This is a genomic window from Phycisphaerales bacterium (assembly GCA_016716475.1).
Taxonomy (GTDB): domain Bacteria; phylum Planctomycetota; class Phycisphaerae; order UBA1845; family Fen-1342; genus JADJWG01.
Window position 1 is genome coordinate 696,188 of the sequence record JADJWG010000004.1, and the last position, 25,131, is coordinate 721,318.

Sequence of the window (25,131 nt, forward strand, 5' to 3'; positions counted from 1 at the left end):
CGGAATGAAGCCACCGGAGTTCTCAATGCATCCGCTGCGACATCGCAACGGCGATGGTGTCTGTCCGGTCGACTGCCTGCTCGCCCAAGCCGTAGCCCGCTTACCCGTCGGACTGATTCTCACTTCGGCCAGTGGCCGTGTGCTCTGGATCAATGCCGCGGCCGAAACCATGCTTGCGATCGAGGCGAGGGAGTGTCTCGGACGCCCCATGGAACAAATGCGGATGGATCCGGTGCTCTCGGCATTCTGCCAGGATGCTGCGGAGGTGGGTGGCGAACACAGTGCGGCCCTGTCTGTTCGCTACCCGCAAGAGCTTGAGTTGAAGGTTTCCCTGGTATGCGGACGGGACAACAACGGGGCGGAGATCAGCCGGGCCCTGATCCTGAGTGACATCACGGCGGAACGACAGGTACACATCACTCTATCGCAGGCGGTGACACAGCGGTTGCTGGATCTGACCGGGGGGCACATGCCGCCTGAGCCCGTTAAGAACCTGACACAGCAGGAGTTGCGCATTCTGCGGATGGTTGGACGTGGGCTCGGAAACGATGAAATTGCCGGTGAGACGAGCATTTCGTCATCCACCGTGCGGTCACATCTCAAAAGTCTTTATCGGAAGCTGAATCTGAATTCTCGTGCGGAAGCGGTGAGTTTCGCAATACGTAACCATCTTGTCTGAAATAGGTTGCGCATCATCTCCCCCCCCGGGGGGGAAGAACTCTCCCTTCCGACGATTGTGCAGGATCGAAACCTGGTCGAAACTGATAGGCATGTTGGCGATTGGTTCGAGTGCCCTCGACCCGTCGTGGCGCGTTCGAAGACGCACCTCGCAGGCCATTGGGGACACGCGATAGGCCGATAAGGTCCATCACGCGAAGTCGAAGTGGCGTCACAGAAGGAGAAGCGGACATGTCGATGAAAAGAACCCTCATAGCATCCCTCGCCGCGTTCGGGGTGGTGCTCCTGCTCGCGGCCGGTGGTTGTCCACAAGTACAACCTCCCCCGAGCAACGGCAATGCGAACGACAATGCGAATGACAACGCCCCGCCTCCCACGACGGGCAATTCCGGGATCGGAGGCAAGTTCGTCGGATCGAGCCGCTGTGGACTTTGCCACGTCTCCACGCATCGCGATTGGAATGACACCCTGCACGCCCGCGCCTACCAGACACTCGTGAACATCGGCCAACAGAACAACAGCGTTTGCATCGGCTGCCACGTGGTCGGGTTTGGTGAGCCGGGTGGCTTCGTCGACTTGGCGACGACTGCGGATCTCGCTGGTGTTGGCTGCGAGTCCTGCCATGGCGGTGCCCGCGCCCACGCGGAGAACGTCGTGGACCGCACCCTGCGCCCGCCCGCCGACATCAGCGCGGACGTTTGTGGCCGGTGCCATACCGGCACGCACCACCCGACCTTCGAGGACTGGGCTGGTTCGGGCCACGGCAGCATGTATGAAGGTGTGCGCGACGGCATCATCGCCGGACAGGCCGGCCGCCTGAACACCTGCGGCGTGTGCCATTCGGGCGACGCGTTTTACCGCATCGTGCTGAAGAACAACACGGTGCCCGACGACGCTTATCTCGGTGTTGCGCCCGAGAGTCTCAACACAATCACCTGCGCAGTCTGCCACAATCCGCATGCCAAGACGGGCAATGCGGCCGCGCCGGAGGACGGACGCGACTACCAGCTCCGCTACCCGCAACTCGCGACCCCCACGCCGGTCAACACGGTGGATGGCGTCCAGAAGGTGACGCGTTTCAACCTCTGCGGCCAGTGCCACCACGATCGCGGAACCACCTGGCTCGCGAGCGCCCGTGGGCCGCACCACAGCGTGCAGATGAACGTCTACCTCGGCGAGATGCCCGTACCGGTGGACGAGAACGACAATCCGCAGTTGCTCGTGCCGAGCCGCGTCTCCGTGCACTCTTTCGCTTCCGAGCAGTGCTCGACCTGCCACATGTACCGGAAGGACTTCCAGAGCGACATCGCTCCGGCCATTTCCGGTCACAGCTTCGCCGTTGACTTCGACAGTTGTGCGACTTCGGGTTGCCACCCGTCGCGCGGCCAGTCGGAGCAAGTGTGGGCTACACTCCAGGCCGAAATTGCAGCGCGACTCGCGAACGTGAAGGCCGCCCTGGGTGACCCTGCGACCTGGCAGTACACGGCCTCGGGTGGTCCGAATGCGGCCGGCCAGGCAGCGCTGCCGGAGAACATCCGCAAGGCCCGCTACCTGATCTCCTACGTCGAGAGTGACGGTAGTCTGGGCATGCACAACCCGGCCTACGTGCGCGATATTCTGATCGAGGCGCAGCGCCTGGCAAATCTGCCGTAATCACTACGGCGTGCTGGAGCGCGCTTCGCGTGGTGCCCTTGAGAATGCGGGCGGCGGTTGGTGAGCACACCAACCGCCGCCCGCGGTGTTTGGGGGGACGTGTCGTGTGGTGCTCGTTGGCTTCTTGAAGCTCACGGGCAGCGTATGAACCGGCCCCGCATTGCGGTGTCGACCGACATGGCCCCGGGAATAATGGAATGCCCGCGCGTGGGCGCGGGCATCCTGTTTCCCCGGGCCTGTCCCGACGCAGGTCATGCGCGCCAGCTACGGCTGCACCGCCGGTGCCTCTGGCTTCACTTCGGCACTCAGCGGCCGCACTGCGAGAACGGCGTCCAGTGCCGCGAGGTCATCGAGTTTGCGCACGTCGACCTGGCCGACCAGCAGTGTGGCAGCAGTGGCTTCGTACTGGATTTCAAAGCCCAGATCGGCAAGCGCAGCGCGAACCTCAGCATTCAGTGTGCGGAAGGTCACGATGACGCCCAGGCGCCACTTCTGGACGACGATTCTGTCGGCGGTGTAGTCGCCGTCAGGGTTCGCCGCCGCCACCTTCGCCGCCAGTCCATGCAGCGCGAGCGCGAGACGCCCCTGCACTCGGGCAGCGCGCAGCGCGGCCATCTCATCCTTGTCCTTGGACCGCGGTGTTGCCTCGTTGTCACCGGGCGCGGACACAGCATCCTCGCCGTTGGCGGCGCTCGTCCCACCGCGGGCCCGCGCCGGTTCTCGCGCAGCGACCGGCTGGCCGCTGGGCATCATGCCACCGCCGCCACCTGCCGTGGCCGGTCGCCCCGCTGTGGGAGCGGCAGGCATTGCAAGATGCGGCAGAGCGCGGGCGAACCGTTCGGTTCCGAATACACCCTCGTAGCTCACGCCCTGTGGCATCTCCACCGGCACATCGATCCGCACCGGCTCACCATCCGTCGTCACGGTCAGGGTCTCGACGGCGACGAAACTGGTGAACTGGGTGAGAATTCCGTAGCGTACCCCCAGTTCAACGATCTGCGCCCGCCGGGCATCAGGCATGTTCTGCACCTGCGCAGCGAGGTAATCCATCATCATGAGGTGCTCGACCTTGGCGCGTGCCCAGAGCGCCGGCAACACGCTGCGATCCGGCGGTGCCACTGGCCAGGCCACCGTGATCGGCTCGGCATACGGGCCGTCCGCCCGCTGCCCGGCAAGCACGATCGCGCCCTGTGCGGGCCCCGTCAGCCGGCCGTGGACCAGTACGGGGCGCTCGGCGAAGAGGTCGGGGATTTCGGCCGGATAAACCTCCTCGACCGGCAGAGTGCCCCAATCAATACGGATGTTGGTGAGCACCGGGGCCAGGACCCGGTCGTGAAACCGCTGTACGGCCTCATCGGCGCCAGCTTCGAGAGTCACATATTCGACCTCGCCGCGTCCGGCTGCCGCCATGCCATCGAGCAGGAAGCGGTTGACGCTGCTGCCGACACCGAAGCTGAAGACCCGCGTCGTGGCGGCATTGCGCCGGATGGCGGCGATGATTTCCATGTCGTTGCCGACGTAGCCGTCGGTCAGGAAGCTGGCGATGCGGATGGGGGTGGTGCCGTACCCGTCGTCCACCCACTCGAACCGCTGCACATCGAAGCGGTTGCGCTGCGGGGCCGCGGACCAGGTTCCGCTCGCGAGGAAGTGCTTTCGGCCCTGGCCGTCGGCACCGGCGGGTACGCCCGTGATCTCGAAGATGCGCAGTTCGTCGCCTGGGAGGCGCACCGCGAGTCCCGCCCACGTCGAACGGAAGTTGGGCGGCGGCCAGTTCATGATGTCGTCGATGTTCACGAGCACGGTGACTACACGGTCGTCGGCAGGCAGTGCGGCCAGCGCCGTGGAAGTAAGCGGTGCGGCCGACTGGCGTGTGGTCTGTACGAGGGCCGCCTCAATGGCCTTCATCATCTCGGTACCGCCACCGCCGCGCAGTGTGTTGACGAAGGTCGTGGCGGCGGCGACGTTCTCGCGCGTGGCCGGGCGCGGCTGGTCCCAGAGGATCGCGGTGTGACCCGCGAAGGTGATGATGTTGAAAGTATCGCGCGGCCCCATCGTCGCCAGCATGCGGCGCATCAGTTCTTTCGACTTCTCGATCGGGTAGCCGTGCATGGACCCGGAGGTGTCGAGTACGAAGATGAGCTCGCGTGGCACCCGCTGTGCCGGTGCGACACGCTGTGGCGGCTGGAGCACCAACGTGAAGAAGCGGCCATGTTCGTCCTCATGCACGAGGAAGGCGTCGCCGATCTTGTCGGTTGCGAGGCGGTACCGCAGAATGAAATCCCGGTTCGGAATCTCCGCTTCGTTCCGGAGGCGGATTGTCACACGGTGCGGCGCTTCGTCCGCGGCACCGGCGCTGTGCGTGGCGTCGACCACGTCGATCTCGTGCTGCGTACTGCTCAAGTCGTAGATCGGCTGCCCGGCATCGATCGTCACCTGCACGGCGATATCGTGACCGGCCCGGGTACCCTTGGGTGTCACGGGTGGTGTGATCTTCGACCCATCGGGGACTTGCGGGGTGTCGGTGCCGCGCTCCCCGGGTGCCGGCGCACTGCCCCCGCCGGGAATATAGCGCGGTCCGACGACCATCGGGAAGACCCACTCGAAGAAGCCCTCGTCGAACTTCAGCATCTCGGCGAAGCGAATCTCGATGGTGATCGTGGCGCCCGGTTCGATGTTGGCGACGGCCTGGGTGAAGATGTTCGGCCGCTCCTGGTCGAGCAGGGCCGCGACGTGACCGGCCTTGACGGCCGCTTCGTAAATCGCCCGGGCCTCGGCACGCTCCCGGATTTCCCCGACGATGCGGCGCGGGCCGACTTCGAGAACCATGGCGTCGACTGCGGCGTTCTGCGGTAGGGGGAATGTATATACCGCCTCGATCTTGCGACCGGTGTCATTCTCGAAGATCTGTCGGACGGTCGTGCGGGCGACAAAGCCGATGATTTCGGCTCGTACGTCCGTGTGTTTGAGCGGACAAGCACCCACGGGAGCGCCCGAGTCGTCAAGGAGCAGCAGGCCGCCGGTGGTGGGCACTTGCGGTGTTGGAGGAGGTTCGGGCAACTGTGCAGTGGAGGGGGGGGACAGAGTGCACGCGCAGAGCAGTGCGACGGCGCAGCGGATCATAGACATCGCGATCTCCCTTGAGGGTGGTCCTGAAGATGCCTTCTTAGACGCGCATCAAGGGCGACAGGTTCCCAGAGTATTTTCAACTTCCGGATCGGGAGCTGGTAGCGCCGGGAACGAGATCCGCGCAGGAGATTGGGTGGTGTCTCGGTTACCGGTTGTGCTGCCGTCGATGGCCGGCGGTGTCGAGTGCTGTCAGGCCGGTACGATTTCGAACTCGTACCCTTCGAGCGGGATTTCGGTGTGCCCCATTACGCTGGGTTCGGGGACATAGAACACGGGAGCGCGTCCGGGTCCATCGTAGGTCAACTCATCATGGAGCACCCCGCCCGGCACGGTGAAGTAGCTGGTGTCGGGGTCATTGGGACGCAGTTCGAGAACGATGATGTCCGCGGCCGTCAGACTGCGCTCGGCCAGCTTGCGGCGAAAATCGTCCAGTCCGCAGGTCGCCACGATGTACAACAGAGGTTTACTCGCAGGGTCGGCGAAAAACAGCCAGCTTTCGATGTCGCCGTGGGCGGCGAGGTGGTCGAGCCGGGTGCGATTGCAGGCGACGACCAGCATCTGCCAGGGACCGGTGCCTTGCTCCGCGAGTTCCACGCGCTCGACGACTTGCTGGCCCTGCGGGACTGTCCGGGCGGCTGCGGATGGAATCAAACGGCGCAGCAAACCACGCGCTTCAAGGTCGGACATCAGGGCGGGGGTTGCACGCTGGGCCAGCAGACGAATGCGGTTCATGGTACGGGTTGTTCCTTCCAGGCGGCGGGTGACGTTGCCGCGCAGGCATCATAGCAAAGCCGTCGCCCGGCGGAAGCGGGGTACTCCAATGGAGCGCAATGAGTCGCCGCGCGGATGCCCTGGCTATGGGGTATCCGCGCGGCGCGTTACTGCGGCGCAGGTGTTACAGCAGGGGCGTCGGATCGATTGCGTTCTGCTGTACCGTGCCGTCACCACCGCGTTGTCCCACCGAGAAAATCGCATTGAAGCCTGTCGGCGGGTCGCCGCCCGTCGGCTGGTACAGCTCCACCTCGCCGCTGTTGCCACCCATGCCGTACGAGGCGCCGCCGCCCACACCGCCCGCGACGCTGGCATCCGGCAACAGGTTGAACTGTCCGGCCGGACCACCCAGGCCGCCCGTCACGCTGGTCGTGCCACGGATGTCGAGCGTTGGCGCGACAATGCGGATGACGCCGCCGCCGCCGCCACCCGAGGGTGGAATCGTTGCGGTCACCTGGTGCCCATTCCCGCCGCGTGCCGAGATCACCGCATTGTCGTTGTTGGTGATGCTGCCACGGGCTGCGAGCACGATGATGCCGCCACCGCCGCCACTGCCCTGAATCTGGGCGGCAAGGTTTTGGGCCCCGCTACCGCCATCCGCGCTAATGGTTCCGTTGTTCACAATCGCCACGCGGGCGAAAATGTGCAGCGTGCCACCGCCCGAGCCGCCGACGAAATCGGCCGTCGGACTGCCGGGATACCGCAAACCACCACCGCCACCTGGGAAACCAGGCCGGAACAGGGACCAGCGGGCCTCGTCTTCTGTCAGGAACGACACGCCACCGGCGCCGAGTCCGGGCAGATCGGTGCCGGCGGCACCTGGGGCGCCGCGGGTCGGTAGTGTGGCGGCGATGCCAAGCTCCGGTGGGTTGGTCTCGTTTCCGCCGCGTGCACCGGGTTCTACGATGACCGTACCGTGGTTGGTGAAGGTGCCGGTGAGTCGCAGTACGGTACCGCTCGGCACCGTGAGGGTGACACCGGCGTTAATCGTGAAGTCCACGAACTCGAACGCGGTGATGTTGTTGTTCGCGGCAAAGTCGTTGAGATGGGTGTTGGCAGCGATCGTGGCGCTGCCGTCCTGGCCGAGACCGTACGCTGCGAGTTGCCCGAAACCGCTGCCAGGACCGCCGGCGCCGCCTTCACCCGGTGGGCCCTGTGGCCCCTGGACACCGGGAGGCCCTTGCGGGCCGGTGGGACCGGCCGGACCGGCTTCACCCTGTGCTCCGCCAGGCCCAGCACTACCCTGTGCACCGGCGGGACCAGCGGGACCCTGTGGCCCGGGATCTCCCGTATCACCCTTTGGCCCGGCGGTACCCTGCGGGCCGGCGACACCCGGTAGCCCTTGGGGGCCCGGCTGTCCGCTGGTGGCGGGGCGCTCGAGTTGAGCAATCCGCTCGTCCAGGAGCTGTTGGATCAATTGAGTAATTTCGGGTGACTCGCCCCCACTCTCGGTCGGGCAGCCACCGATCATCAGGATTGAAAGGGCTGCGGCCACGGCTAAGCCCGCGATGCCGACGACTGAACGCCGTCCACGTGTTGCATTCCGTCCACCGGTCATTGCGTTCATCCTCCAACTCCTTCTAATGGCGCCTGTCGTGCGGGGTGACCGTCACGGCATAGGCGCGGCTGGATATCGTATTCAGGACGGGACCGACTGCCCCGAATCACATGGGCGCGGAGCGAACAACCTGACGGGTGCCCGCAGCGCGTGGCTGCGGAGCGAGCCCGACAGAGGCGGCACAAACCCCGCACGGGATGCTACGGCCGGGTCGGGGGCGATTCAAGCACGGGATCGGGTAGGAGGGGGTGGTGAACAGGACATGAAGGATTGTTCACGGGTGTGTGGCGTCGTGAGGCCACGAATTCTTTCCGGGAACGCAACGTTCTGGCCAAACGGAGGGCTCGGTGCGACCTGGACGAAACTTGAATGGCGGGCTCATGGGCGGGTGCCGTCTGATAACCCGGCGACAGGTTTGTCGGTGCCACGCTTGCGGTAAAAGGCGGCGGCAGTATCGTGCGCAGGCCGGAGGGCTTGGCTCCAGGTAAGCCGCAAGGTGGAGAACCAACCTTGCAGGTTGCACCATGGCTGGTGGTACGACGAGAACTGGGAGCAGTCAGCATGCAGCCGAGAATGATTCGAGCCCGGTGGTTGTGCGGGGGGCTGGCAGGATTAGTCGCGGGGCTAGTGATTGGAGCCGGCTGTGAGCGTCCCGCTTCGCAAACAGCGCTGCAAACACCGCCGACGGCGCGCGAGCTTGTCATTCTGACGCCGCACAGCGAGCCGATTCGGAATTCGTTCGCAGAGGGCTTCTGGCATTGGTACACCGCGCGCGCGACAACACCGGTGCGCATTCAGTGGATCTACCGCGGTACGCCGCAGTGCGTCGCATATGTACGCGAGGGTCCCGAGCGGCAGGCCCGTGGTGAGCGCTATGAAGTCGCCGACCTGATGTTTGGCGGAGGTGTGCCGGACCACATGGTGCTGGCCGCCGAGGGTTGGTCACGTCCGGTAGAGCTCGGTGCGGCGACCGTCGGTCTACCGCTGAGCGTGCATGGTGTGTCAACGCGCGATCCGGAAGGTCGCTGGCATGCGACGGGCTTGAGCACGTTCGGCATCACGTATAACGCGCGTGCCACGGTGCAACGTGGCCTACCGGTGCCGGCAACCTGGTCAGACCTGGCGGAACCGCGCATGTACGGATGGCTTGCGCTGGCCGATCCGCGCGGCAGTGGCAGCCACCGCGAGTCACTCGCCATCATCCTCCAGGCACAGGGCTGGGACGCCGGCTGGCGCACGATTACGCGCATCGTCGCGAACAGCCGTGCGCTGAGCATGCGTAGCGCGGACGCGCTCCAGCAGGTACAGAACGGCGTGTCGCTTGCCACTCTCGCGGTGAACTTCGACGGCTTGCGGCTTGCAGCGGACAGCGGGGGAACCGTGCAGTATGTGGACCCGGTCGGGGCGACCGCCGTGACGCCGGATGTGATCAGCGTACTGGCAGGGGCGCGCGATCCGGAGCTTGCGCAACTCTTCGTCGAGTTCGTGCTGAGCGAGGAGGGGCAGGTCCTTTGGGCAATGGCGCCGAGTGATGAAAGACCCTATGGTGAGCCCCTGTACCATTTCCCGATCCGACCAGCGGTGTACGCACGGCCAGCGTCGCAGTTGACGATCACCGGAAATCCGCTGGAGGCGAATTTCGGGCTCGAGTTCAACGCGGAGGAAGCTGCGGGGCACGCGCGGATCGTGTCTGCCGTGGTGCCCGCGCTGTGCTCGGGGGACAACCACATTCGGTTGCAGCAGACCTGGGAAGCGGTGATCGCGGCGGGGCTGCCGGCCGAGGCGTTGGCCGCGCTTTCGGCGCCGCCGTTCGATGAGAGCGCGGGACCGCGGTTTCTTGAAGTGCTGGATGCCGGTGGTGAGCCGGCAGCTCAACTGCTGGCGGAGTTGCAATACATGTACGCAGCGCGGCTGGCGCATGTGCGGGAGATGCTGGGGGGTTAGTCGCTGCGGATCGAGCATGCCCGCAGCGGCTCGACGGGATTAATTGCCGGACGTTTGTCGTTCAGCAGAAAGCTGAACAGTTGTACTTGATCCGGCGCGCCCCTGACGGCCCGTTGCATGGCCGTGGCACTTGCTGTTCAGGTACATGAGTCACATAGCATGTAAGCCAACGTATGGGCCGATGGCAATTCACAGGAATGCAACATGACATTGTCAGAGACCCCCGGCCTCGGATTTGAAACGGTGGTGGAGATTGCCGCCCCCGTGGCTGACGTCTGGCGGGCGATTACGGATGAGGAAGAGATTACACGCTGGTTTCCGCTCCACGCGCGTGACACCCGGACTGGGGGGGCGAATTTTTCTATCATGGGGGGCATTTTGCGAGGGTGAAGCAGAGATTACTGCCTGGGAACCGCCACGGCGGTTTGGCTGGACGGAGAACGTACGGCCGAATGGCGATGCCACCAGCCCGTCGGCCCGGATTACGGCAGAATTCACGCTCGAGCCGCGCGGTAGCCGCACTGCCATCCGGGTGGTGCAGGCAGGATTTACCGCGGATGCCGACTGGTCCGGGTACATTGACTCGATCAGCCGGGGCTGGCGATTCGAGCTGCGCGGGTTGCGGCACTACCTGGAACGGCACCGCAGTACGCCCCGGCGGGTGGTCTGGGCGCGGCATGCCACAGAGCTTTCTCCAACTGAAGTTGCCGGGCGAGTTCTGGGGCCCGCTGGGCGGGTGCTGCGTGGAGCGTTGGATGGGCTTGTCGAAGGGAGTACGTACTCCTGGGAGTGGGTCGCTGCGGGCAGTGCGCCACCCTGTGCGACCTTGGTGGGTGAGGTCTGCGTGAGCGGGCTGCCGGCCTCGTTCGCGGGCACGTTTGCGGCGCTTCAGGACGCTTATTTCCGTTTTGAAGTCGAGCGCATGGGGGGCGCTGGAGAGGCGTGGCTTTGGTTTTCTACGTACGGGATCGACGAGCGTACTCTGCACGCCTGGCAGGCCTATCTGGACCGCGCGCTGGCCAGGGCACTGCAAGACTGACCGCGTTCGGCAGCCGGCTTAGTGCAGTTTACAGGGGACGGGTGCCGTTTTCCGTGAGGGCGGCCTGGATGACAGGTAGGGGATAGTGGGCCCCTGTGTCCATGCCGGGGCATCCCCGGGACGCCTCCCGCCAGGCCTGTGGGGTACCGAGGTTAGACGACCAGAATGGCCATGTGCGGCACTGGACCGGGCGCACGGAATGGATGCGGCAGGCGGTTTTGCCGTCAGAGTGGCGGTCGAGGAACTCACAATCGCCGTTGCGGTGCTCCAGCAGACTGCGGCCTCGGCCGACACGGCGAACGTGCCGCTTGTTAAACTCGGTGGGTGTCAGACTGAGGAAGGTAGCCATTTGCTCGATTTCTTCGGAATTGACCCACACATAGCCCGGCGCGCCACTGCAGCAGTTGCCGCATTGGGTACACGCGAAGCGCAGCCCGTCGGCGTACCAGGGAGCACTCGGAGCAGGTGTGCTCACGATGCCTTCCCGCAACATTTTTTGAATTTCTTGCCCGAGTTACAGGGGCAAGGATCGTTACGGCCGGTTGTTCGGCCTGCCTGGGCCTGCTCCACGGGCTCATCCGGCAGCGGTGGGGCGTCGGGGTCAACGACATCGGAGGACTGTCGTTTACGCTCCTGGATGCGGTCGAAGTGCTTCTTGAACTGGTCGGACATGGTGCACCTCCTGACGGGTGTCAGACTTTCTCCGGGTGAGTGCTATTATAACAGGCCGAACACAACGACGGCGGGTCGCCGTGGGGGTTGCGGCCGCGGTTCAGGGACCTGAAGAAAATGGCCGAGATTGCATCTTGACGAATCCGCCGGGGCCAAGTATCAAGCCGCGCAACTTCCTGAGAAGTGCGCTTGGTTCCGCGAGAAGGAGCGAGTCGATGGTGCGGGAATACGACCGGGATGAGTTGGAGCTGGTGGGCGTTTCAACGACCACGGCTGAACAGGATGCAGGTGTGGTGGACGTTGGCGAGATAGACCTCGCACCCCATTGGCAAGATGCTGCCGAAGAGGATGATTTCTGCGATGGGGCTGCGGCGCTGCGGGCAGACGCCCGGCGTCGGGATGATGACGAGGAAGAAGAAGACGATGATGTCGTCGATGAGGAGGACGATTTCGGCGACGACGAGGACGACCTCGATGATGACCTCGACGACGATTTCGACGACGACGAGGACTACGACGAGGATGACGATCTCGAGTCCGTTGGCGGTGATGATGAAGAAGAAGCATAGGTATTAAGCATGTACGGGGGGGCTGGGCGAAGAATTGCCCACTGGGGGCGGTAACAGCCGTCCATCGTGACGGTCGTTGGGCCGCCTAAACGCCGTGCTGGCATGACGGGGGCGTGTCGACGACCGGTCGACGATTCCCGGAAACGACCCAAACAATCGGGCTACAGCGGGGTGGGGCGAACCGTCGATAGCACCAGATATGACAGCGCGACAACGCCATGCAACGACCGTCATCCCGGCGGCCCTAGACCTGCCGCAGGCACTGTCTGAAGAGCCGGATGTCACAGATCCCAACGAGCAGCGGGGAGACGATGACCCCTCCGTAACGGACGATCGGCGCAGTGGCTTGGATCGCCGGAGCGGTTTGGACCGCCGCGAGAGCGACGATCAAAGGTCGGACCTCGACCGCCGGCGTGGGCCAGGGCGTAGACGAACGGACTACCGACGTGCGGCCGAAGAAGGCCACATGACGGACGAGCAGCTTGATTTCCTCAAGGCCGTGGACGAGTACAAGCGAGTGAACGACCGCCCGTTCCCCACCCTGACGGAAGTGCTCGACCTGTTGCTCTACCTTGGTTACCGGAAGGTGGCACCGGTCGGTGAATTCAAACTGACGAAGGGGCGACAAACGCCGATCCGGGAAGGTCGGGGCGAAGACGAATAACCGTCTACAAGATCCCTCGACTCATCGAGAATATTACCTGAACGCACCGCTCACGGTAATTGAACAGCGGGTGCGCCGGGGGTGTCCGCGCCCGGGTACCCTGCAACAATTGCCGGATACGTTTAAGGCGCACAAGTTGCACTGCCGATAAGTCCTTTGAGGAGTTGAATTTGTGCCTTTGGGCGGCGGCTTGCGTCAAACGTGGTGTAGTCGTGGCCTAAGGATGGTTGAACGCCGAAGGGAGTAACGAGTCATGTCGCCATCCAACAAGAACGGAGTTCGGTCGAAGTGGCGGAGTCGCAGTCGGGTAGCGTATGCCGTCCGACACATGCTGCCGCGGTGGTCCAGTGCGGTATCAGCGGAATGGTGGCATTCCGGCCGGCTGCGGAGTCACTGGCGCGAGGAGTGGGCTGCGGGCGTCTCCGGGGAACTGCTCGGTGGCGTGATCCAACTCCGGAAGCGCATTCGTGCGCGCGCTTATGACCTGGATCGTGGCACGGAGGCCGTAGTCGCAGGTCTCCTGCGAGAGCTGCACGCCCGGTAACTGCGGGCGATCGATTGTCGGGAGCGTGAGGGAGGGGCCGGGGGAATCAGACCTGTTACCTGTGGAAGGCGTAGGTGGTGTCGCCAGAATCGGGTGCGGCCTTGACAGCACCGCTGACCCGGCGTAGCTTCACCCATTCAAAATACGACCGCGGGCCACTCGCCGGGTCTTAGCGTACCGGTTGGGGGTCGGTTGCGCTCCCGGTGTAAAGCATCGGAAAGGATTTTCGGCATGTTACCGGTAACCAAGAAGAGCAAGATGCGGAAACGCACCCGGCGAGCGCATCAAGCCCTGACCGCGGCGCAACTGCTGGCCTGTCCGCAATGTGGGCGGGCGAAGCGGTCGCATGTGGCGTGTGGCAATTGCGGCTACGTGAATAGTCATACCCGGATCGACATCGGCACGACGGAAGGGTAGGCCGCTCGGAGCGGCCTGACCGCGAAGGGTCGGCGCGCGGCCGATCGGCGGTTCCCGGCGGTGTACGATGCGCGGTGGCACGATGCCATTGGGAGATGACTCCATGCGGATCGGCATGGACGCGATGGGGGGCGACTTTGCACCACGGGAGATTCTCCTGGGCGTGCGGGACGGACTCGCGTTTCTCGGTGACAACGACGCGCTCGTGCTGTACGGCCCGGAGGAGGTCGTACAGGCGGAACTGGGGGCGATCGGCCTTACCGATCCACGGATTGCAATCGTCCATTGCCCGCAGGTCGTGGGTATGGACGACTCCCCGATGGAGGCGATCAAGACCAAGCGCAACTCGAGCATCGTGCGACTGGCTGTGGACGCCGGGGCGGGCCAGCTCGATGCGGTGATCTCGGCGGGAAACACCGGTGCGTTTGCAGGCGCCTGCCAACTGAAGCTGGGGGTTATCGAAGGCATTTCACGACCTGGCATAGCCATTGTTATGCCGACGTTCCATGGGCCGGTGCTGATTTGTGATGTTGGCGCTAACCCTACGCCGAAGGCACACCATTTGTACGACTACGCCCGGATGTGCCTGTGCTACAGCAAGCTGATCCTTAAGGTCGAACGGCCGCGCGTCGGCATTGTCTCGATCGGCGAAGAGGCGGCCAAGGGCAGCCCCCTGGTGAAGGAAGCCCGCGCCCTGATGGAGAAGGATCCGGCGGTGCATTTCGAAGGCAACGTCGAAGGTCGGGATATCTTTGGCGGGCACTGCGACATCGCCGTATGCGACGGCTTTGTCGGCAACGTGATCCTGAAGTTGACGGAGGGCCTCGCTGAAGGTTTGTTCAAGACCATTATCCACGAGATCAAGGTGGAGAGTCCGGAGCTTGTTCCGCGCTTTGAGCCCATCGTGGACCGGATCTGGAAGCGGCATGATTTCGCGGAGTACGGCGGTGCGCCGCTGCTCGGCGTGGGCAAGGTATCGATCATCTGTCACGGCCGCAGCGATCGAAAGGCCATTATGAACGCGATCCGGGTATCCGTGGAGCAGGTGCGTCATGACCTGGTGGGAGCACTGATCGCGGATCTCAAACCGGAACCGCAACACGGGGATGCTGCATGAAAGTCGAGTGGCCGGTGGAGATCGGCGGCACAGGGATGTGCGTGCCGCCGCGGGTGGTCACCAACGACGAGCTCTCCAAGGTCGTGGATACCTCCCATGATTGGATCGTGCAAAGGACCGGCATTCACGAGCGCCGTTGGGTGCAGCCGGGGGAAACCACGCTTTCGCTTGCAGCCGCGGCCAGTCGCGCTGCCCTGGCCCAGGCGAACCTCGCGCCGGAAGACATTGACCAGATTGTGATTGCGACCGCAACGCCGGAGTTACCTCTGCCCGCCACGGCCTGCTTGCTGCAGGCGGAACTCGGTTGTCGCTGGATTCCGGCCTTCGACATAGCGGCCGCCTGCAGCGGTTTTGTCTGGGCGCTCCTGCAAGGAGCGCAGTCCATTGTCACGGGCGTTGCCCGGAACGTGCTTGTCGTCGGGGCCGAGACGCTCAGTAACATCACCGATCGCCAGGACCGTGCGACTTGTATCCTGTTCGGCGATGCGGCGGGAGCGGCGGTTCTGCGGCCCAGCACGACACCGGGGCGCGGCATTTACGCGGTTGAATGGGGCGCGGACGGCACTCGGGCGGAGATGATTCATATTCCCGCGGGCGGCGCTCGGCAGCCGGCCACGCAAGCCACCGTCGAGGAGCGCCTGCACTTCATGCACATGCAGGGGCGGGAGGTATACAAGTTCGCGGTCACGCAGATGCAGGCCGTAATCATGGATGCGTGTCGATCCGCGGGGATCACCCCGGCGGATCTGAAGCTTGCGATTCCGCACCAGTCCAATCTTCGAATCATCGAATCGGCGTGTGAGCGGTGCGGCCTGCCGATGGACCGGGTCCTTGTGAACATTCAGCGCTATGGCAACACCTCGGCGGCGTCCGTAGCGGTGGCTCTGCACGAAGCGCGGCAAGCCGGTCGAATCGAGCCCGGTGACTGGGTGCTGCTGCTGGCCTTTGGCGCGGGGTTGACCTGGGGTGCAGTGCTCGTGAGGGCCTGACGTGAAAACATCTGCGGGTATCTTTCCGGGACAAGGCGCGCAGCTCGTAGGTATGGGGCGGGATGTCGCGGCGGCGTATCCGGTTGCAGCGGAGACGTTTGCCGAGGCGGATGCCGTGCTGGGCTTTCCACTGTCGGAGTTATGCTTTGAGGGTCCTGCCGAGCGACTGAATGGTACGGATATTCAGCAACCGGCCATCTTCACGACGTGTGTGGCGCTCTACCGGGCAGCGCTGGACGCTGGTCGCTTCAAAGCGGCGGACTTCGTGGCGTTCGGGGGATTGAGTCTGGGCGAGTACACGGCTTTGCACATTGCCGGTGCACTCTCGTTCGCGGATACGGTGCGATTGGTCTACCGACGCGGGCAACTCATGCAGTCCGCGGCGGAGGCGACGCCCAGCGGGATGGTTTCACTGATCGGCGCTGACGAGGACCGGGTGCTGGCGCTGTGCGAGAAGGTGGCACCGCACGGGCGGCTCTGGCCGGCGAACTACAACTGCCCTGGACAGATCGTGGTGTCCGGCGATAAAGCCGCCTGTGAAGCGGCCGTACCGGTGGCGGGGGAGTGCGATCTACGGGCGGTTCCGCTTGCGGTGGCGGGCGCGTTTCACAGCGAGATCATGCGACCGGCGGCGGAAGGGTTACGCCAGATGCTGGCTGATTGCGAGATCCGCAGTCCCGGAACAAGGGTCGTCGCGAACAACAATGCGGAGTATCATACGACGCCGGATGAGATTCGGGCGTCGCTCTATGAGCAACTCGTAAACCCGACCCGCTGGCATGCGTGCGTCCTGCGGCTGATCGCCGATGGCGTGCAGCAGTTCTGGGAAATTGGGCCAAACCGGCACTTGACCGGCATGCTGCGGAAGATCGACCGCAGCGTCAAAGCGGTCAACGTCAGCACCGCGGCAGACGTGGCGGCGGCCCCCTGAGACAAGGGGACTTGTCATGAGCACACGCCTTTCGGAACAGGTGGCGATCGTAACCGGGGGCTCGCGTGGCATCGGCCAGGCGATCTGTATCGCCTTGGCGCGGCAGGGGGCCACAGTCATCGCGGCTTCGCGCTCGGTCGAGAAAACCAAGGCCTGGATCGCTGAAGCCGGCAGTCTTGAGGGCCAACTGGTCGCGGCGGCGCTCGACGTCACCGATCGCGGGGCCCTGCCGAAGTTCATCGACGACATCGCCGAGCAATATGGCCGGCTCGACATTCTCGTGAACAATGCCGGCGTCACGCGCGACACGCTGCTGATGAGCATGGAAGACGACCAGTTCGATGCGGTCATCGACACCAACCTGCGGGCGGTCTTTGCCGCGATGCGGACGGCCAGCCGACACATGGTCCGGGCACGGCGCGGTCGCATGATCAACATCGGCAGTGTTTCCGGGTTGATGGGCAATCCCGGCCAGGCCAACTATTCGGCTTCCAAAGCGGGTGTCGTCGGCTTGACGAAGGCGACGGCGAAGGAACTCGGCAAGCGCGGCATCACGTGCAATGTCGTGGCACCGGGTTTTATCGAGACAGACATGACTGCGAGTCTGCCGGACAAGCTCAAGGATGGTGTGAAGATGCTCATTCCCTTGCAGCGCTTCGGGCAGCCCGAGGAGATTGCCGGGCTGGTGGCCTTCCTTGCCGGTCCGGAGTCGAGCTACATCACCGGGCAAGTGTTCGTGGTCGATGGCGGTCTCTACATGTAAGCGGTGGTCGGGGGCTCGTGGCACAGCGCGCACCGACAGGAGTGTGGCGTGGCGAATCAGCAGCGGGTACGGCGGATCGGCGTCCTGACGGGCGGCGGCGACTGTCCGGGTCTGAACGCGGTGATCCGTGTTGTGACGAAGGCGGCCATCACCGAACTGGGGCTCGAGGTTCTGGGCATTGAGGACGGTTTCCTCGGGTTGATCCGCAATCGCATGCGACCGCTCCAGCTCGACGATGTTTCGAACATTCTGACGGCCGGCGGAACGATCCTCGGCACCAGCAACAAGGCGAACCCAGCCCGTTTTGCCGTGGGTAAAGATGCCGCGGGTCAGCTCGTGTTCGAGAACGTCATTCCGCGGGTCTTGGAGCACATCGCCGAACGTCGCATCGACGCCCTGGTCTGTATCGGCGGCGACGGCACCATGACCGGCGCCTACGACCTGATCCAGGCCGGGGTGCCGTGCATCGGGGTCCCGAAGACGATCGACAACGACCTGATGCACACCGACATCACCTTTGGCTTCACCACGGCGGTGCAGACCGCCACGGAGTGCATCGACAAGCTGCATTCGACCGCGTCGAGCCACCACCGCATCATGCTGGTCGAGCTGATGGGACGGAATGCCGGCTGGCTCACGCTGCATGCCGGCATCGCCAGCGGCTGCGACGTCGTGCTGATCCCTGAGATTCCCTATCAGTTGGACACCATTGCCGAGTATTGCGAGCAACGCAATGCCCGCGGCAAACGTTCCACCTTGATTGCCGTATCGGAGGGCGCGCGGCCAGAGGGCGGGCAGCAGATCGTCGAAAAGATCGTCCATGACAGCCCCGATCCGGTCCGGCTCGGCGGCGTGGCCACAGTGCTTGCCGAACAGCTCGCGGACAAGGTCCACCGGGAGACACGGGCGACGATACTCGGGCATGTGCAGCGGGGCGGTACGCCCGTGGCGTTTGATCGGGTGCTCGCGACGCACTTCGGGTACAAGGCGGTTGACATGATTGCGCACGGCGAGTGGAACCACCTGGTCGTTTACCAGCGTGGCGAGACTGCCACTGTGCCGATTGCCGAAGTCGCCGGGCAGCAGCGGCAGGTGCCGCCCGAGGACATCCTGATTCGTATGGCGCGGGCCGTCGACACCTGCCTCGGCGCCCCCCGGTAGCCCTCCGGGAGCCGAGTGGCGATGATGATGACCGCCCGGATCACGTTGCGCCGTGCGGTTGCCGGGGGACTCCTGCTCGCGGGAGGGGTGCTCATTGCGTATGTGCTGCGTGCTGGGCCTGAAGACCTCGGCCGGCGCATTGCGCTCCTGGCACTGGTGGTGACGGGGATCGGCCTGTGCCTGACTGGCTTGATACGGGTACAGCTACCTATTCGCTTAGTTGTCCGTGTGATTGCACTGGGTTGCACGGCCATTCTCTGGGGGGCGACGCTGGCACTCGGACAGGCCATCGACACGCGCGTGGTGCAGTTCGTGCCGCGGGAGGATACCGGGCTGCGGGCTGAACTCGCTGAGTGGCGACGGACCGTGGCTGTGCTGGTGTGGATCACGGCCTACCTGACCGCGAGCGTGGCCGTGTTGCCGGGTCCGGCCCGGAGGCAGTCCTGAAGGCAGGCGGTGCACGAGCTGAAGAAACGGAGCAGAACCGCGTGCGGATGGCGCAACTTGATGATGCGGAACTGCCACGTGCGCGCCGACGGAATCGGGTCACGCCGGTGCCGTTGTAGAAGCCGAGAACGACCGTGTCGGCGGCGCACACACGAGCGAATGAGCGATGCGAGACTGGATGGATCGACAGTGAGTCGGACGTACAGGATCGTAGACCGATTGCGCTCCATCGAACAGAACGGGGCTGAACCTCGCCGGCCAAGTCGTTGACGGGCGGGTCGAGCAGCGCGCCGTGCCGTCAGTCGGCCCCAAGGATAACGTTGTCGAGGCCACCGGTATCGGCACCCTTGCCGAACTCCCCGCGGATCGAGATGTTGCTGAGCGCCGCGAGCACCGCACGAATCTCGGTTTCGGTTGCGATGGTGGAGGACAACCAGTTGCTCGTCACCAGCCAGCCCGCAGACGTGTCGAGGGGAATGCTGTACGCCGTCCAGGTGGACTCGGGGTTGGGAGCGTTCCAGTACCACAGGGACTGCGCGCCGTTCGACAGCACCACCAACGGCGCCGCACCGACGTTCTCGGGAGTGTCATGGACGCTGCGCAGGTCGAATGACAGGAGCTTGCCGTACAGCGCGCTCCTGTCGCCGTGGAACTTCGCGGGCGAGCGGAAGAACCAGAAGGTGCCCGGGCCGAGATCATCCCACTGCACGTACCCGCCCGGGTTGCCGCCGGTTGCCGTGTACAGTGGCGCGCCACCGCCAGTAATGTTGCCGAAGGTGGCGGTGCGCGGACCGATGAACCAACCGTCATCATCGAAGTCGAAAGTACTTGTGACTGGACCCGGAGGGGATTCTTCTTCGCACATGCGCCGTGAGAGGTCCGCGCTGGCATTCGCCACCAGCCGCACGTTGCTGAGTGCCATCCCCGGCGAGGCATTCACCACCGCCATCGCCTCCTGGATCGAGTCGCAGGCCGCGTAACGTTCGAAGAAGAGTTTCATCGCGTTGTAGACATTCGTCTGGTAGTGATCTTTCGACAGGCCAATGATCACGCGCTGTGGATTCTCCGGGTCGTCGAGCTGCGGCAGCATGCCTGCCGAAGCGCAGCCGGCCAGGAACACGATCCCGGGCCCCCCGAAGATGTTCGCATCGAACTGCCGGCGGAAATCGGTCTCGCTGTAATGGTCGCTGGTGTTCCAGTAGATGCTGTTGGAGAGGGACATACCGATCACGCGCTGCTGCGACGCGCTCTCGTCACCATGGGCAAAGAGGACGAAGATGTCGTTCGGCCCCATTCCGGAGAGGAGCTGGTTGACCTGTGCGCGGTTGACGTTGTAGCTCTCGGTCGCGTTGGTGCAGCCGACGCTCTGCATGATTTGCGCCATGCCCATGACCGCCTGGTACATACCCAAGTCAGACAACCGGCCATTGAAGTACCTGCCGAACGCCGACAAAGCGTAGAACCGGCCGCACCGTCGCGGGGTGGCGCTCGTGCCGGGTTTGCGTGGAGGTTCGGTGTCCGCGGGGTGGACCGGCTTCGCGGTGTCCGCGACCAGCAGCTCCGGGCTGGGTGTGGCCAGCGTGGTCTCGCCGGTTGTCTCATTGTACTTGCGCAGCAGGAAGGGAATCAGCACGGTCCGGGGCTCGATCTCGCCGCCTGGACCGGTCCAGATGATTTCCTGCTCGCCGCCGACGAACCGCTGGATTACGTGTACGCAATCGTTCCCTCGACAATGGCGCACGATGACCGCATCCCCAGGATCGTCCAGGTCGAGCGCGGCCCAGATCAGCTCTGTGCCATCCGCGTCGCGAAGCACGCCGGCCGAGTGGATTTCGCGGGTGCCGTGGAGGGCGCTGGCCGTCGCCAGCCGTTCCTGAAGCTTCGGGTCGTCCGCGACGATCTGCTCGAATTCACCGATCGGCATGCGCTGTTGCACCCCGTGGGCAGGCGATTGCGGATTGGGTGAATCGTCCGGGTTCGGGGGGGGTGGACAGCCGCCGAGCAGCAGTCCTGAAAGCAGCATAGCAAGCAGCGCGGCGTTGCCGATGGGGGTGCGGTGTAGAGGTGGACGGTGCATGGCGGATCTCCATTATGGATCTGGTGTGTCCCGGGCCGGACTGGAACGTTGTCCGGCCGCTTGGGTGCAGCGAAGCCACCCGGGGAAGAGTGCAAGAGAATACGTCGTGGGGCAGCGTGGTTGGAAGTGATCGTCGCACGAGCGCGCCCTTCGGATCGAGGGCAAACACGTCGACCCACCGCGAGTCTAGCATGGATGGGGTGACCGAATCAAGCTTCAAGGCGGCCGATCCGCCGATACTTACGATGCTGGTGCGGCCGGTGCAGGATTGAACGTGTCGCACACAGGAGCGCGCGGGCCACCAGTGGGAGTATGCCGTCTTGTCGACCGCGCGTGGTACTGCGCGCCCTTTTTAATCCCCGCCGTCATGATAACCGCAGGTCTCGTAGAACGATGGGGGAAGCAGCCACACCTTTCCGGCGCTGAGCGCTTCGGCGACGGCCACGTTCACCACCTCGGCAGGCCCTTGGGAACAAGCCGCCCGGCCGCCGTCCACCCGGCCTCGAAGGTCCACACCTCGTGGCCCGGAGTGAGCCCGAGCGTACGCCCATCCTCGAACGTCACCCACAACGTCGCCGGCGCGGGGCTCTCGAAGACTTGCGTCACCGTCCCGTAACAGGGTTCACCGTGGGCCTATGTTCCCGACGTACTCACCCGCATCGCCGCCACCCCCTCAGCCAGTTCGGCACGCTCCTACCCGACCACTGGCAACCCATCACCGCAGGTTGACCCCCACGCAATCGCACCGCCCCGCACGAGCGACCGCAGCGCCCTGCGCTCAATCCCGAGCAACGGGGTGCACCGGACGGTTGCGTAAGATCATGAGATGCGTGACACTCTGCGAAGAAAGTCTCCCATGCGGTCATAGGATTTCCAGGTGCGTCGAATACTCATGGCGACAGGAGAGTCAGACGGCTCATCTGGGTTAACGTGCATTAGAGCGCCAACCAGTTCGCTAGATACCTTAGCGCCATACCCCACCAGCAACACGGCTTTGCGGTAGTAACTCTCCTCTCCCTCATAGGAGTCAATCAGACACCGCAACGGCGAATCCCCACTGGGTAACAGCGCGTTAGGATCGGCGCCCGCCTTGAGCAATCGCTGCACTGTACGGGTGGCGCCGCTTTCTGCGGCCGAATGCAGTGGGGTGTGCCCCGTTTCGGGAGAGCGCCCATTGACGTCCGCCCCCGCGCGCAGAAGGACCTCCACAATGTCTGTACGCGGTCCTATGCACGCCTGCATAAGCGCGTGAGCTCCTTCCGAACTCCATCGATTCACGTCGGCCCCGTGCTTCACAAGCCACTCGACGCCAGCGAGATCGCCATTGAGGATCCGATTGACTAGCGGCGTCCAGCCGTTCTCATCCTCGGCGTTGATCGGCGCGCCCAGCTCAAGCAGTAACGGCCATAGAGCAGGCTCGCTCACGTGCAGAGAGGTTTGAGGCAGCTTTCCACCCCGCGACACGATAGAGCGCAGCGCCCGAATGTCGCTCGTGAGCCTGTCGATAATCACTTCGAGCTTGCTCTCGTTATGATCGGCACTCATCATGCCATGCCCATTATTCACGCACGCGCTAAACACGGCTACTCGAGGCACTCTTCCTTTGGCGGCGGCTCGCACTTTGCAATGCAAGCATTGTACTTTATGCTGCACTGAATCGCCATGTTCGCCTGATGCATTATCTCCTGGAAATGCCCCTTATCCCAATTTGCGGCCTTCTTACACAGGATTACGAACGCGGCGCGTGACGAGGCGCAGCTCGCCGATCGTCCAGTCGCGTAGGGTGAAACTATGAGGTGGAGGCCGCGCCGGCCGGAGGGCGCAATCACGCGGGTCAGCTCATCCGATTGGCACATGTCGGCTCCAGAACTCGGCGGGATTATGTGGGCGGAAGTGGCCGCGGATGTTCGGAGCTCCGCGCTGCTCCACGCCCGAAGGCACGGCCGGTTCCGCAATGACGATGTGACCGAGCGTCTCATCCAAGCGCATAGTGCAGGTGCCACGGATCACCTTCTCGCGGACATGCTCGCCCAGCGGCTTGCGCATAATCGCATATGCGGTCGCGCTGTCATCCTCAGGGGACATGTCGTGCCAGTACTCCTCTGCGGGTATGCATACGGCGTTGCACACATGCCATGACTCGCAGAGCTCACGAAAGCGGTCTGACACCAGGCGCACACGCAGCCCGCGTGGATAGAAGATGTCTTCGCCAGACCATGTGCCCGGCTCGATGATGATGGCTTCCCACCGCCGTGCGACACCGGTACGGCACTCATCGCACGTTGGCGCCCGGTCCCACACGATGCCGGAACGTTCCAGGTCAACGGCTGCACGGCTGCGGGTGGCGGTCACGCGGTAATACAGCGGTGGCGCGCCTCTTACGTTGCCCCGGCGGGCCAGGCGAATGTGCGAAACGGGGTCGAATCCCTCCAGACCGGTAAGGCCGTACTCGTGGTAGAGCGCGCGAAAGCGCTCAGACACCACCAGGGTGTCACCGGCACCCTCCACGATGTCGCCGAAGCGGTTACCACTACACTCCAATGCCCCCTCGTAAGGCGGCAGCCAGTTCAGCATACTCGTGAACGCACCGCAGCACGGGCACGTCGTGGCCGCCCCGGTACGGATCGATCCCGTTGCCGGATCGACGCGCTCAAGCAGATACGTCGCGTTAGCCTCATCAGGCCTCAGGGCATGGAATCGTTCACTTGTTGCCATGATTGCCTAATCCATGCGGAAAGTGCTCAACAGCATCATTCCTGGAGTACCGCGTCTGCAGGTAACTCTCGAAGTCACTGGTTGTCCATTCGGGATGCCGCCTGATCTCATCCGCCACCTCAGCATCGACCTGCCGGTGAAACTGATCATACCCATTATGTGCAGTTTTGTCTTTCGCCTGGGTCACGAAGCGTGCGTCACGGTACTTGTACTTCTCGCGCAGCTTCGGGTGGCTCTCCAGTGCGCGCCAGACCCTCTTCGAGATTGCATGGTGCCAGTCACCGACACACACTACCACACGGTTTGCGGACGACTTGTATCGTGCGGCCTCCCGGGTTCACGCTGGCCACGATGTTCATTGCGTCCCAGAAGCCGCCGCGGCCGGTGCTGAGCAGGTAGACCGACTCGAAGACGTCCAGGCCGAGCAGTGACGAGGCGATGCTCAGGCCCGTGTTCAGGCCCAGTGACGCCCAGCGGGCCCCCTCGTTCAGCGCGCCGAGCGCGTAGAGCCGGTGCCCCTCCAGGTCGGAGATCAGGTCGTCGAAGTCCGCGTCGTCCTCCCAGCTCAGGCCGGACGGGTCGCGGCGGTTGATCGGATTGGCCCCCAGGTAATCGTAGAGGTTCGCGCCGTCGGCGAACTGACCGGCCGCGTCGAAGGCCCCCAGCACGAGGTCCAGCGCGTCGCCCTGCATCGCCAGCACGATGAGCAGGGGCAGGGCGGACTCGTTCGGATCGCGCGTGACGAACCGCCCCAATTCCGGGCTGTACCAGCGGTTACGCGCGTAGAAGAGCCCGACGGTCGGACGACGGGTGCCGGCGGGTACGCCGCCGGTGCCGGTGGCGAACCGCTCGCCGGCGAGAGGATCGTCGGTGATACGCTCGTCGGGGTCGACGCAGAAGCGCTCGAAGAACAGGCCCTGGTGCCCCAAGCGATTGAATGGGATCGCGACGGTATCGTGGTCCTCGGTCAGAACGACGGCCCCGTACGGATCCCACGTGTACTGTTTGACCGTAAGTGGCTCTACGCCCTGGCCGCCACCATCGTTCAGGTCCCCAACCAATCCCGTGACGTTGTAGTTGGCATCGGTGAGGTACGCCGTCATCATCGGCGGCGCGGCCGGCAAGAGCGGATTCGTCGCGACTTGCGCGATGATCTCGTCCACGTACTCCGGCCCCCAGACGTATTCGCGAACCGCGAACGTCGTAACAGGCCCACCGCTCCCCGGTACAACGGTCGCGCTGACTTCCTGGATGCGCCGCACACCGTCGTAGTAGAGCCTATCCCGCAACTGGACA

25 protein-coding genes are annotated in these 25,131 nt (G+C 64.2%); 15 read left to right on the forward strand and 10 right to left on the reverse strand.

The features are described 5' to 3' along the window. The first annotated feature begins 25 nt into the window (after positions 1–25). Together IPM18_16850 and IPM18_16855 are read left to right on the forward strand one after the other, a co-directional pair. Complete coding sequence (locus IPM18_16850) at positions 26–679, forward strand: PAS domain-containing protein (GenBank protein MBK9121253.1); 654 nt, start codon at positions 26–28, stop codon at positions 677–679. Between the two features lie 230 nt (positions 680–909). Next, a complete protein-coding gene (locus tag IPM18_16855; protein ID MBK9121254.1) occupies positions 910–2,331 on the forward strand; it encodes an ammonia-forming cytochrome c nitrite reductase subunit c552 in 1,422 nt (473 codons plus the stop codon). A 264-nt stretch (positions 2,332–2,595) separates the two neighbouring features. On the opposite strand, the gene IPM18_16860 is transcribed toward IPM18_16855, so the two are convergent. The 3 genes from IPM18_16860 to IPM18_16870 all read right to left on the reverse strand — a co-directional run bounded on the left by IPM18_16860 (position 2,596) and on the right by IPM18_16870 (position 7,795). Continuing rightward, on the reverse strand, positions 2,596–5,457 hold the full coding sequence (locus tag IPM18_16860; protein ID MBK9121255.1) for a VWA domain-containing protein: 2,862 nt from the start codon (positions 5,455–5,457) through the stop codon (positions 2,596–2,598). A 189-nt stretch (positions 5,458–5,646) separates the two neighbouring features. Next, entirely contained in the window at positions 5,647–6,189 is a 543-nt protein-coding gene (locus IPM18_16865; protein ID MBK9121256.1) for a hypothetical protein, read from the reverse strand. A gap of 163 nt (positions 6,190–6,352) precedes the next feature. After that, positions 6,353–7,795 (reverse strand): collagen-like protein, encoded by a 1,443-nt coding sequence (locus IPM18_16870; GenBank protein ID MBK9121257.1) that lies wholly within the window; start codon positions 7,793–7,795, stop codon positions 6,353–6,355. A 564-nt stretch (positions 7,796–8,359) separates the two neighbouring features. On the opposite strand from IPM18_16870, the gene IPM18_16875 reads away from it, so the two are divergent. The 3 genes from IPM18_16875 (at position 8,360) to IPM18_16885 (ending at position 10,769) form a co-directional block, all read left to right on the forward strand. Next, positions 8,360–9,730, forward strand: coding sequence for an extracellular solute-binding protein (locus IPM18_16875; GenBank protein MBK9121258.1), 1,371 nt, complete (start codon positions 8,360–8,362; stop codon positions 9,728–9,730). A gap of 204 nt (positions 9,731–9,934) precedes the next feature. After that, on the forward strand, positions 9,935–10,120 hold the full coding sequence (locus IPM18_16880; GenBank protein MBK9121259.1) for an SRPBCC family protein: 186 nt from the start codon (positions 9,935–9,937) through the stop codon (positions 10,118–10,120). Then, positions 10,062–10,769 carry an SRPBCC domain-containing protein gene (locus tag IPM18_16885; GenBank protein ID MBK9121260.1) on the forward strand — a complete coding sequence of 236 codons (708 nt, stop codon included), beginning with the start codon at positions 10,062–10,064 and terminating at the stop codon, positions 10,767–10,769. Before IPM18_16880 ends, IPM18_16885 begins: the two co-directional genes overlap by 59 nt. A 28-nt stretch (positions 10,770–10,797) precedes the next feature. Here IPM18_16885 and IPM18_16890 read toward each other — a convergent pair whose 3' ends face one another. Next, positions 10,798–11,244: a YkgJ family cysteine cluster protein gene (locus IPM18_16890; protein ID MBK9121261.1), complete on the reverse strand. Its 447-nt coding sequence runs from the start codon at positions 11,242–11,244 to the stop codon at positions 10,798–10,800. Then, the gene (locus tag IPM18_16895) at positions 11,241–11,441 is read right to left on the reverse strand and encodes an SEC-C domain-containing protein (protein MBK9121262.1); all 201 of its coding nucleotides are present in this window, start codon (positions 11,439–11,441) and stop codon (positions 11,241–11,243) included. The genes IPM18_16890 and IPM18_16895 overlap by 4 nt, the downstream gene beginning before the upstream one ends. A gap of 218 nt (positions 11,442–11,659) precedes the next feature. Here IPM18_16895 and IPM18_16900 point away from each other — a divergent pair, with 218 nt between their 5' ends. The 10 genes from IPM18_16900 to IPM18_16945 all read left to right on the forward strand — a co-directional run bounded on the left by IPM18_16900 (position 11,660) and on the right by IPM18_16945 (position 19,043). After that, positions 11,660–12,010 carry a hypothetical protein gene (locus IPM18_16900; protein ID MBK9121263.1) on the forward strand — a complete coding sequence of 117 codons (351 nt, stop codon included), beginning with the start codon at positions 11,660–11,662 and terminating at the stop codon, positions 12,008–12,010. Positions 12,011–12,209: 199 nt separating this feature from the next. After that, complete coding sequence (locus tag IPM18_16905) at positions 12,210–12,674, forward strand: hypothetical protein (GenBank protein ID MBK9121264.1); 465 nt, start codon at positions 12,210–12,212, stop codon at positions 12,672–12,674. Between the two features lie 253 nt (positions 12,675–12,927). Next, a complete protein-coding gene (locus IPM18_16910; GenBank protein ID MBK9121265.1) occupies positions 12,928–13,218 on the forward strand; it encodes a hypothetical protein in 291 nt (96 codons plus the stop codon). 231 nt (positions 13,219–13,449) lie between these two features. Beyond that, positions 13,450–13,635 (forward strand): 50S ribosomal protein L32, encoded by a 186-nt coding sequence (gene rpmF / locus IPM18_16915; GenBank protein MBK9121266.1) that lies wholly within the window; start codon positions 13,450–13,452, stop codon positions 13,633–13,635. 103 nt (positions 13,636–13,738) lie between these two features. Next, a complete protein-coding gene (plsX, locus tag IPM18_16920) occupies positions 13,739–14,752 on the forward strand; it encodes a phosphate acyltransferase PlsX (GenBank protein MBK9121267.1) in 1,014 nt (337 codons plus the stop codon). After that, positions 14,749–15,741, forward strand: a complete 993-nt coding sequence (locus tag IPM18_16925; GenBank protein ID MBK9121268.1) for a ketoacyl-ACP synthase III — start codon at positions 14,749–14,751, stop codon at positions 15,739–15,741. Before plsX ends, IPM18_16925 begins: the two co-directional genes overlap by 4 nt. 1 nt (position 15,742) lies before the next feature. Beyond that, a complete protein-coding gene (fabD, locus tag IPM18_16930; GenBank protein MBK9121269.1) occupies positions 15,743–16,672 on the forward strand; it encodes an ACP S-malonyltransferase in 930 nt (309 codons plus the stop codon). Positions 16,673–16,688: 16 nt separating this feature from the next. Further along, a complete protein-coding gene (gene fabG, locus IPM18_16935; GenBank protein MBK9121270.1) occupies positions 16,689–17,435 on the forward strand; it encodes a 3-oxoacyl-[acyl-carrier-protein] reductase in 747 nt (248 codons plus the stop codon). 48 nt (positions 17,436–17,483) lie between these two features. Then, entirely contained in the window at positions 17,484–18,596 is a 1,113-nt protein-coding gene (locus IPM18_16940; protein MBK9121271.1) for a 6-phosphofructokinase, read from the forward strand. 21 nt (positions 18,597–18,617) lie between these two features. Continuing rightward, the gene (locus tag IPM18_16945) at positions 18,618–19,043 is read left to right on the forward strand and encodes a hypothetical protein (GenBank protein MBK9121272.1); all 426 of its coding nucleotides are present in this window, start codon (positions 18,618–18,620) and stop codon (positions 19,041–19,043) included. Positions 19,044–19,341: 298 nt separating this feature from the next. Here the strand turns inward: IPM18_16945 and IPM18_16950 are convergent, their stop codons facing one another. The 5 genes from IPM18_16950 to IPM18_16970 form a co-directional block, all read right to left on the reverse strand. Then, on the reverse strand, positions 19,342–21,120 hold the full coding sequence (locus tag IPM18_16950; protein ID MBK9121273.1) for a hypothetical protein: 1,779 nt from the start codon (positions 21,118–21,120) through the stop codon (positions 19,342–19,344). 447 nt (positions 21,121–21,567) lie between these two features. Beyond that, positions 21,568–21,726: a hypothetical protein gene (locus IPM18_16955; GenBank protein ID MBK9121274.1), complete on the reverse strand. Its 159-nt coding sequence runs from the start codon at positions 21,724–21,726 to the stop codon at positions 21,568–21,570. Between the two features lie 213 nt (positions 21,727–21,939). Further along, entirely contained in the window at positions 21,940–22,668 is a 729-nt protein-coding gene (locus tag IPM18_16960) for an ankyrin repeat domain-containing protein (GenBank protein MBK9121275.1), read from the reverse strand. Between the two features lie 291 nt (positions 22,669–22,959). Further along, on the reverse strand, positions 22,960–23,835 hold the full coding sequence (locus IPM18_16965) for a hypothetical protein (protein ID MBK9121276.1): 876 nt from the start codon (positions 23,833–23,835) through the stop codon (positions 22,960–22,962). A 278-nt stretch (positions 23,836–24,113) separates the two neighbouring features. Then, positions 24,114–25,124, reverse strand: coding sequence for a hypothetical protein (locus IPM18_16970; GenBank protein MBK9121277.1), 1,011 nt, complete (start codon positions 25,122–25,124; stop codon positions 24,114–24,116). Positions 25,125–25,131: the final 7 nt, after the last annotated feature.

Excerpts from the sequence above, each read along its gene's own strand:
- IPM18_16960 (MBK9121275.1), bottom strand. The coding sequence starts at position 22,668 with ATGATGAGTGCCGATCATAACGAGAGCAAGCTCGAAGTGATTATCGAC.
- IPM18_16860 (MBK9121255.1), bottom strand. The coding sequence starts at position 5,457 with ATGTCTATGATCCGCTGCGCCGTCGCACTGCTCTGCGCGTGCACTCTG.
- plsX (MBK9121267.1), top strand. The coding sequence starts at position 13,739 with ATGCGGATCGGCATGGACGCGATGGGGGGCGACTTTGCACCACGGGAG.
- IPM18_16880 (MBK9121259.1), top strand. The coding sequence starts at position 9,935 with ATGACATTGTCAGAGACCCCCGGCCTCGGATTTGAAACGGTGGTGGAG.
- IPM18_16875 (MBK9121258.1), top strand. The coding sequence starts at position 8,360 with ATGATTCGAGCCCGGTGGTTGTGCGGGGGGCTGGCAGGATTAGTCGCG.
- IPM18_16850 (MBK9121253.1), top strand. The coding sequence starts at position 26 with ATGCATCCGCTGCGACATCGCAACGGCGATGGTGTCTGTCCGGTCGAC.
- IPM18_16895 (MBK9121262.1), bottom strand. The coding sequence starts at position 11,441 with ATGTCCGACCAGTTCAAGAAGCACTTCGACCGCATCCAGGAGCGTAAA.
- fabG (MBK9121270.1), top strand. The coding sequence starts at position 16,689 with ATGAGCACACGCCTTTCGGAACAGGTGGCGATCGTAACCGGGGGCTCG.
- IPM18_16945 (MBK9121272.1), top strand. The coding sequence starts at position 18,618 with ATGATGATGACCGCCCGGATCACGTTGCGCCGTGCGGTTGCCGGGGGA.
- IPM18_16965 (MBK9121276.1), bottom strand. The coding sequence starts at position 23,835 with ATGGCAACAAGTGAACGATTCCATGCCCTGAGGCCTGATGAGGCTAAC.
- IPM18_16905 (MBK9121264.1), top strand. The coding sequence starts at position 12,210 with ATGACAGCGCGACAACGCCATGCAACGACCGTCATCCCGGCGGCCCTA.
- IPM18_16865 (MBK9121256.1), bottom strand. The coding sequence starts at position 6,189 with ATGAACCGCATTCGTCTGCTGGCCCAGCGTGCAACCCCCGCCCTGATG.
- IPM18_16950 (MBK9121273.1), bottom strand. The coding sequence starts at position 21,120 with ATGCACCGTCCACCTCTACACCGCACCCCCATCGGCAACGCCGCGCTG.
- IPM18_16925 (MBK9121268.1), top strand. The coding sequence starts at position 14,749 with ATGAAAGTCGAGTGGCCGGTGGAGATCGGCGGCACAGGGATGTGCGTG.
- IPM18_16910 (MBK9121265.1), top strand. The coding sequence starts at position 12,928 with ATGTCGCCATCCAACAAGAACGGAGTTCGGTCGAAGTGGCGGAGTCGC.
- rpmF (MBK9121266.1), top strand. The coding sequence starts at position 13,450 with ATGTTACCGGTAACCAAGAAGAGCAAGATGCGGAAACGCACCCGGCGA.
- IPM18_16870 (MBK9121257.1), bottom strand. The coding sequence starts at position 7,795 with ATGAACGCAATGACCGGTGGACGGAATGCAACACGTGGACGGCGTTCA.
- IPM18_16855 (MBK9121254.1), top strand. The coding sequence starts at position 910 with ATGTCGATGAAAAGAACCCTCATAGCATCCCTCGCCGCGTTCGGGGTG.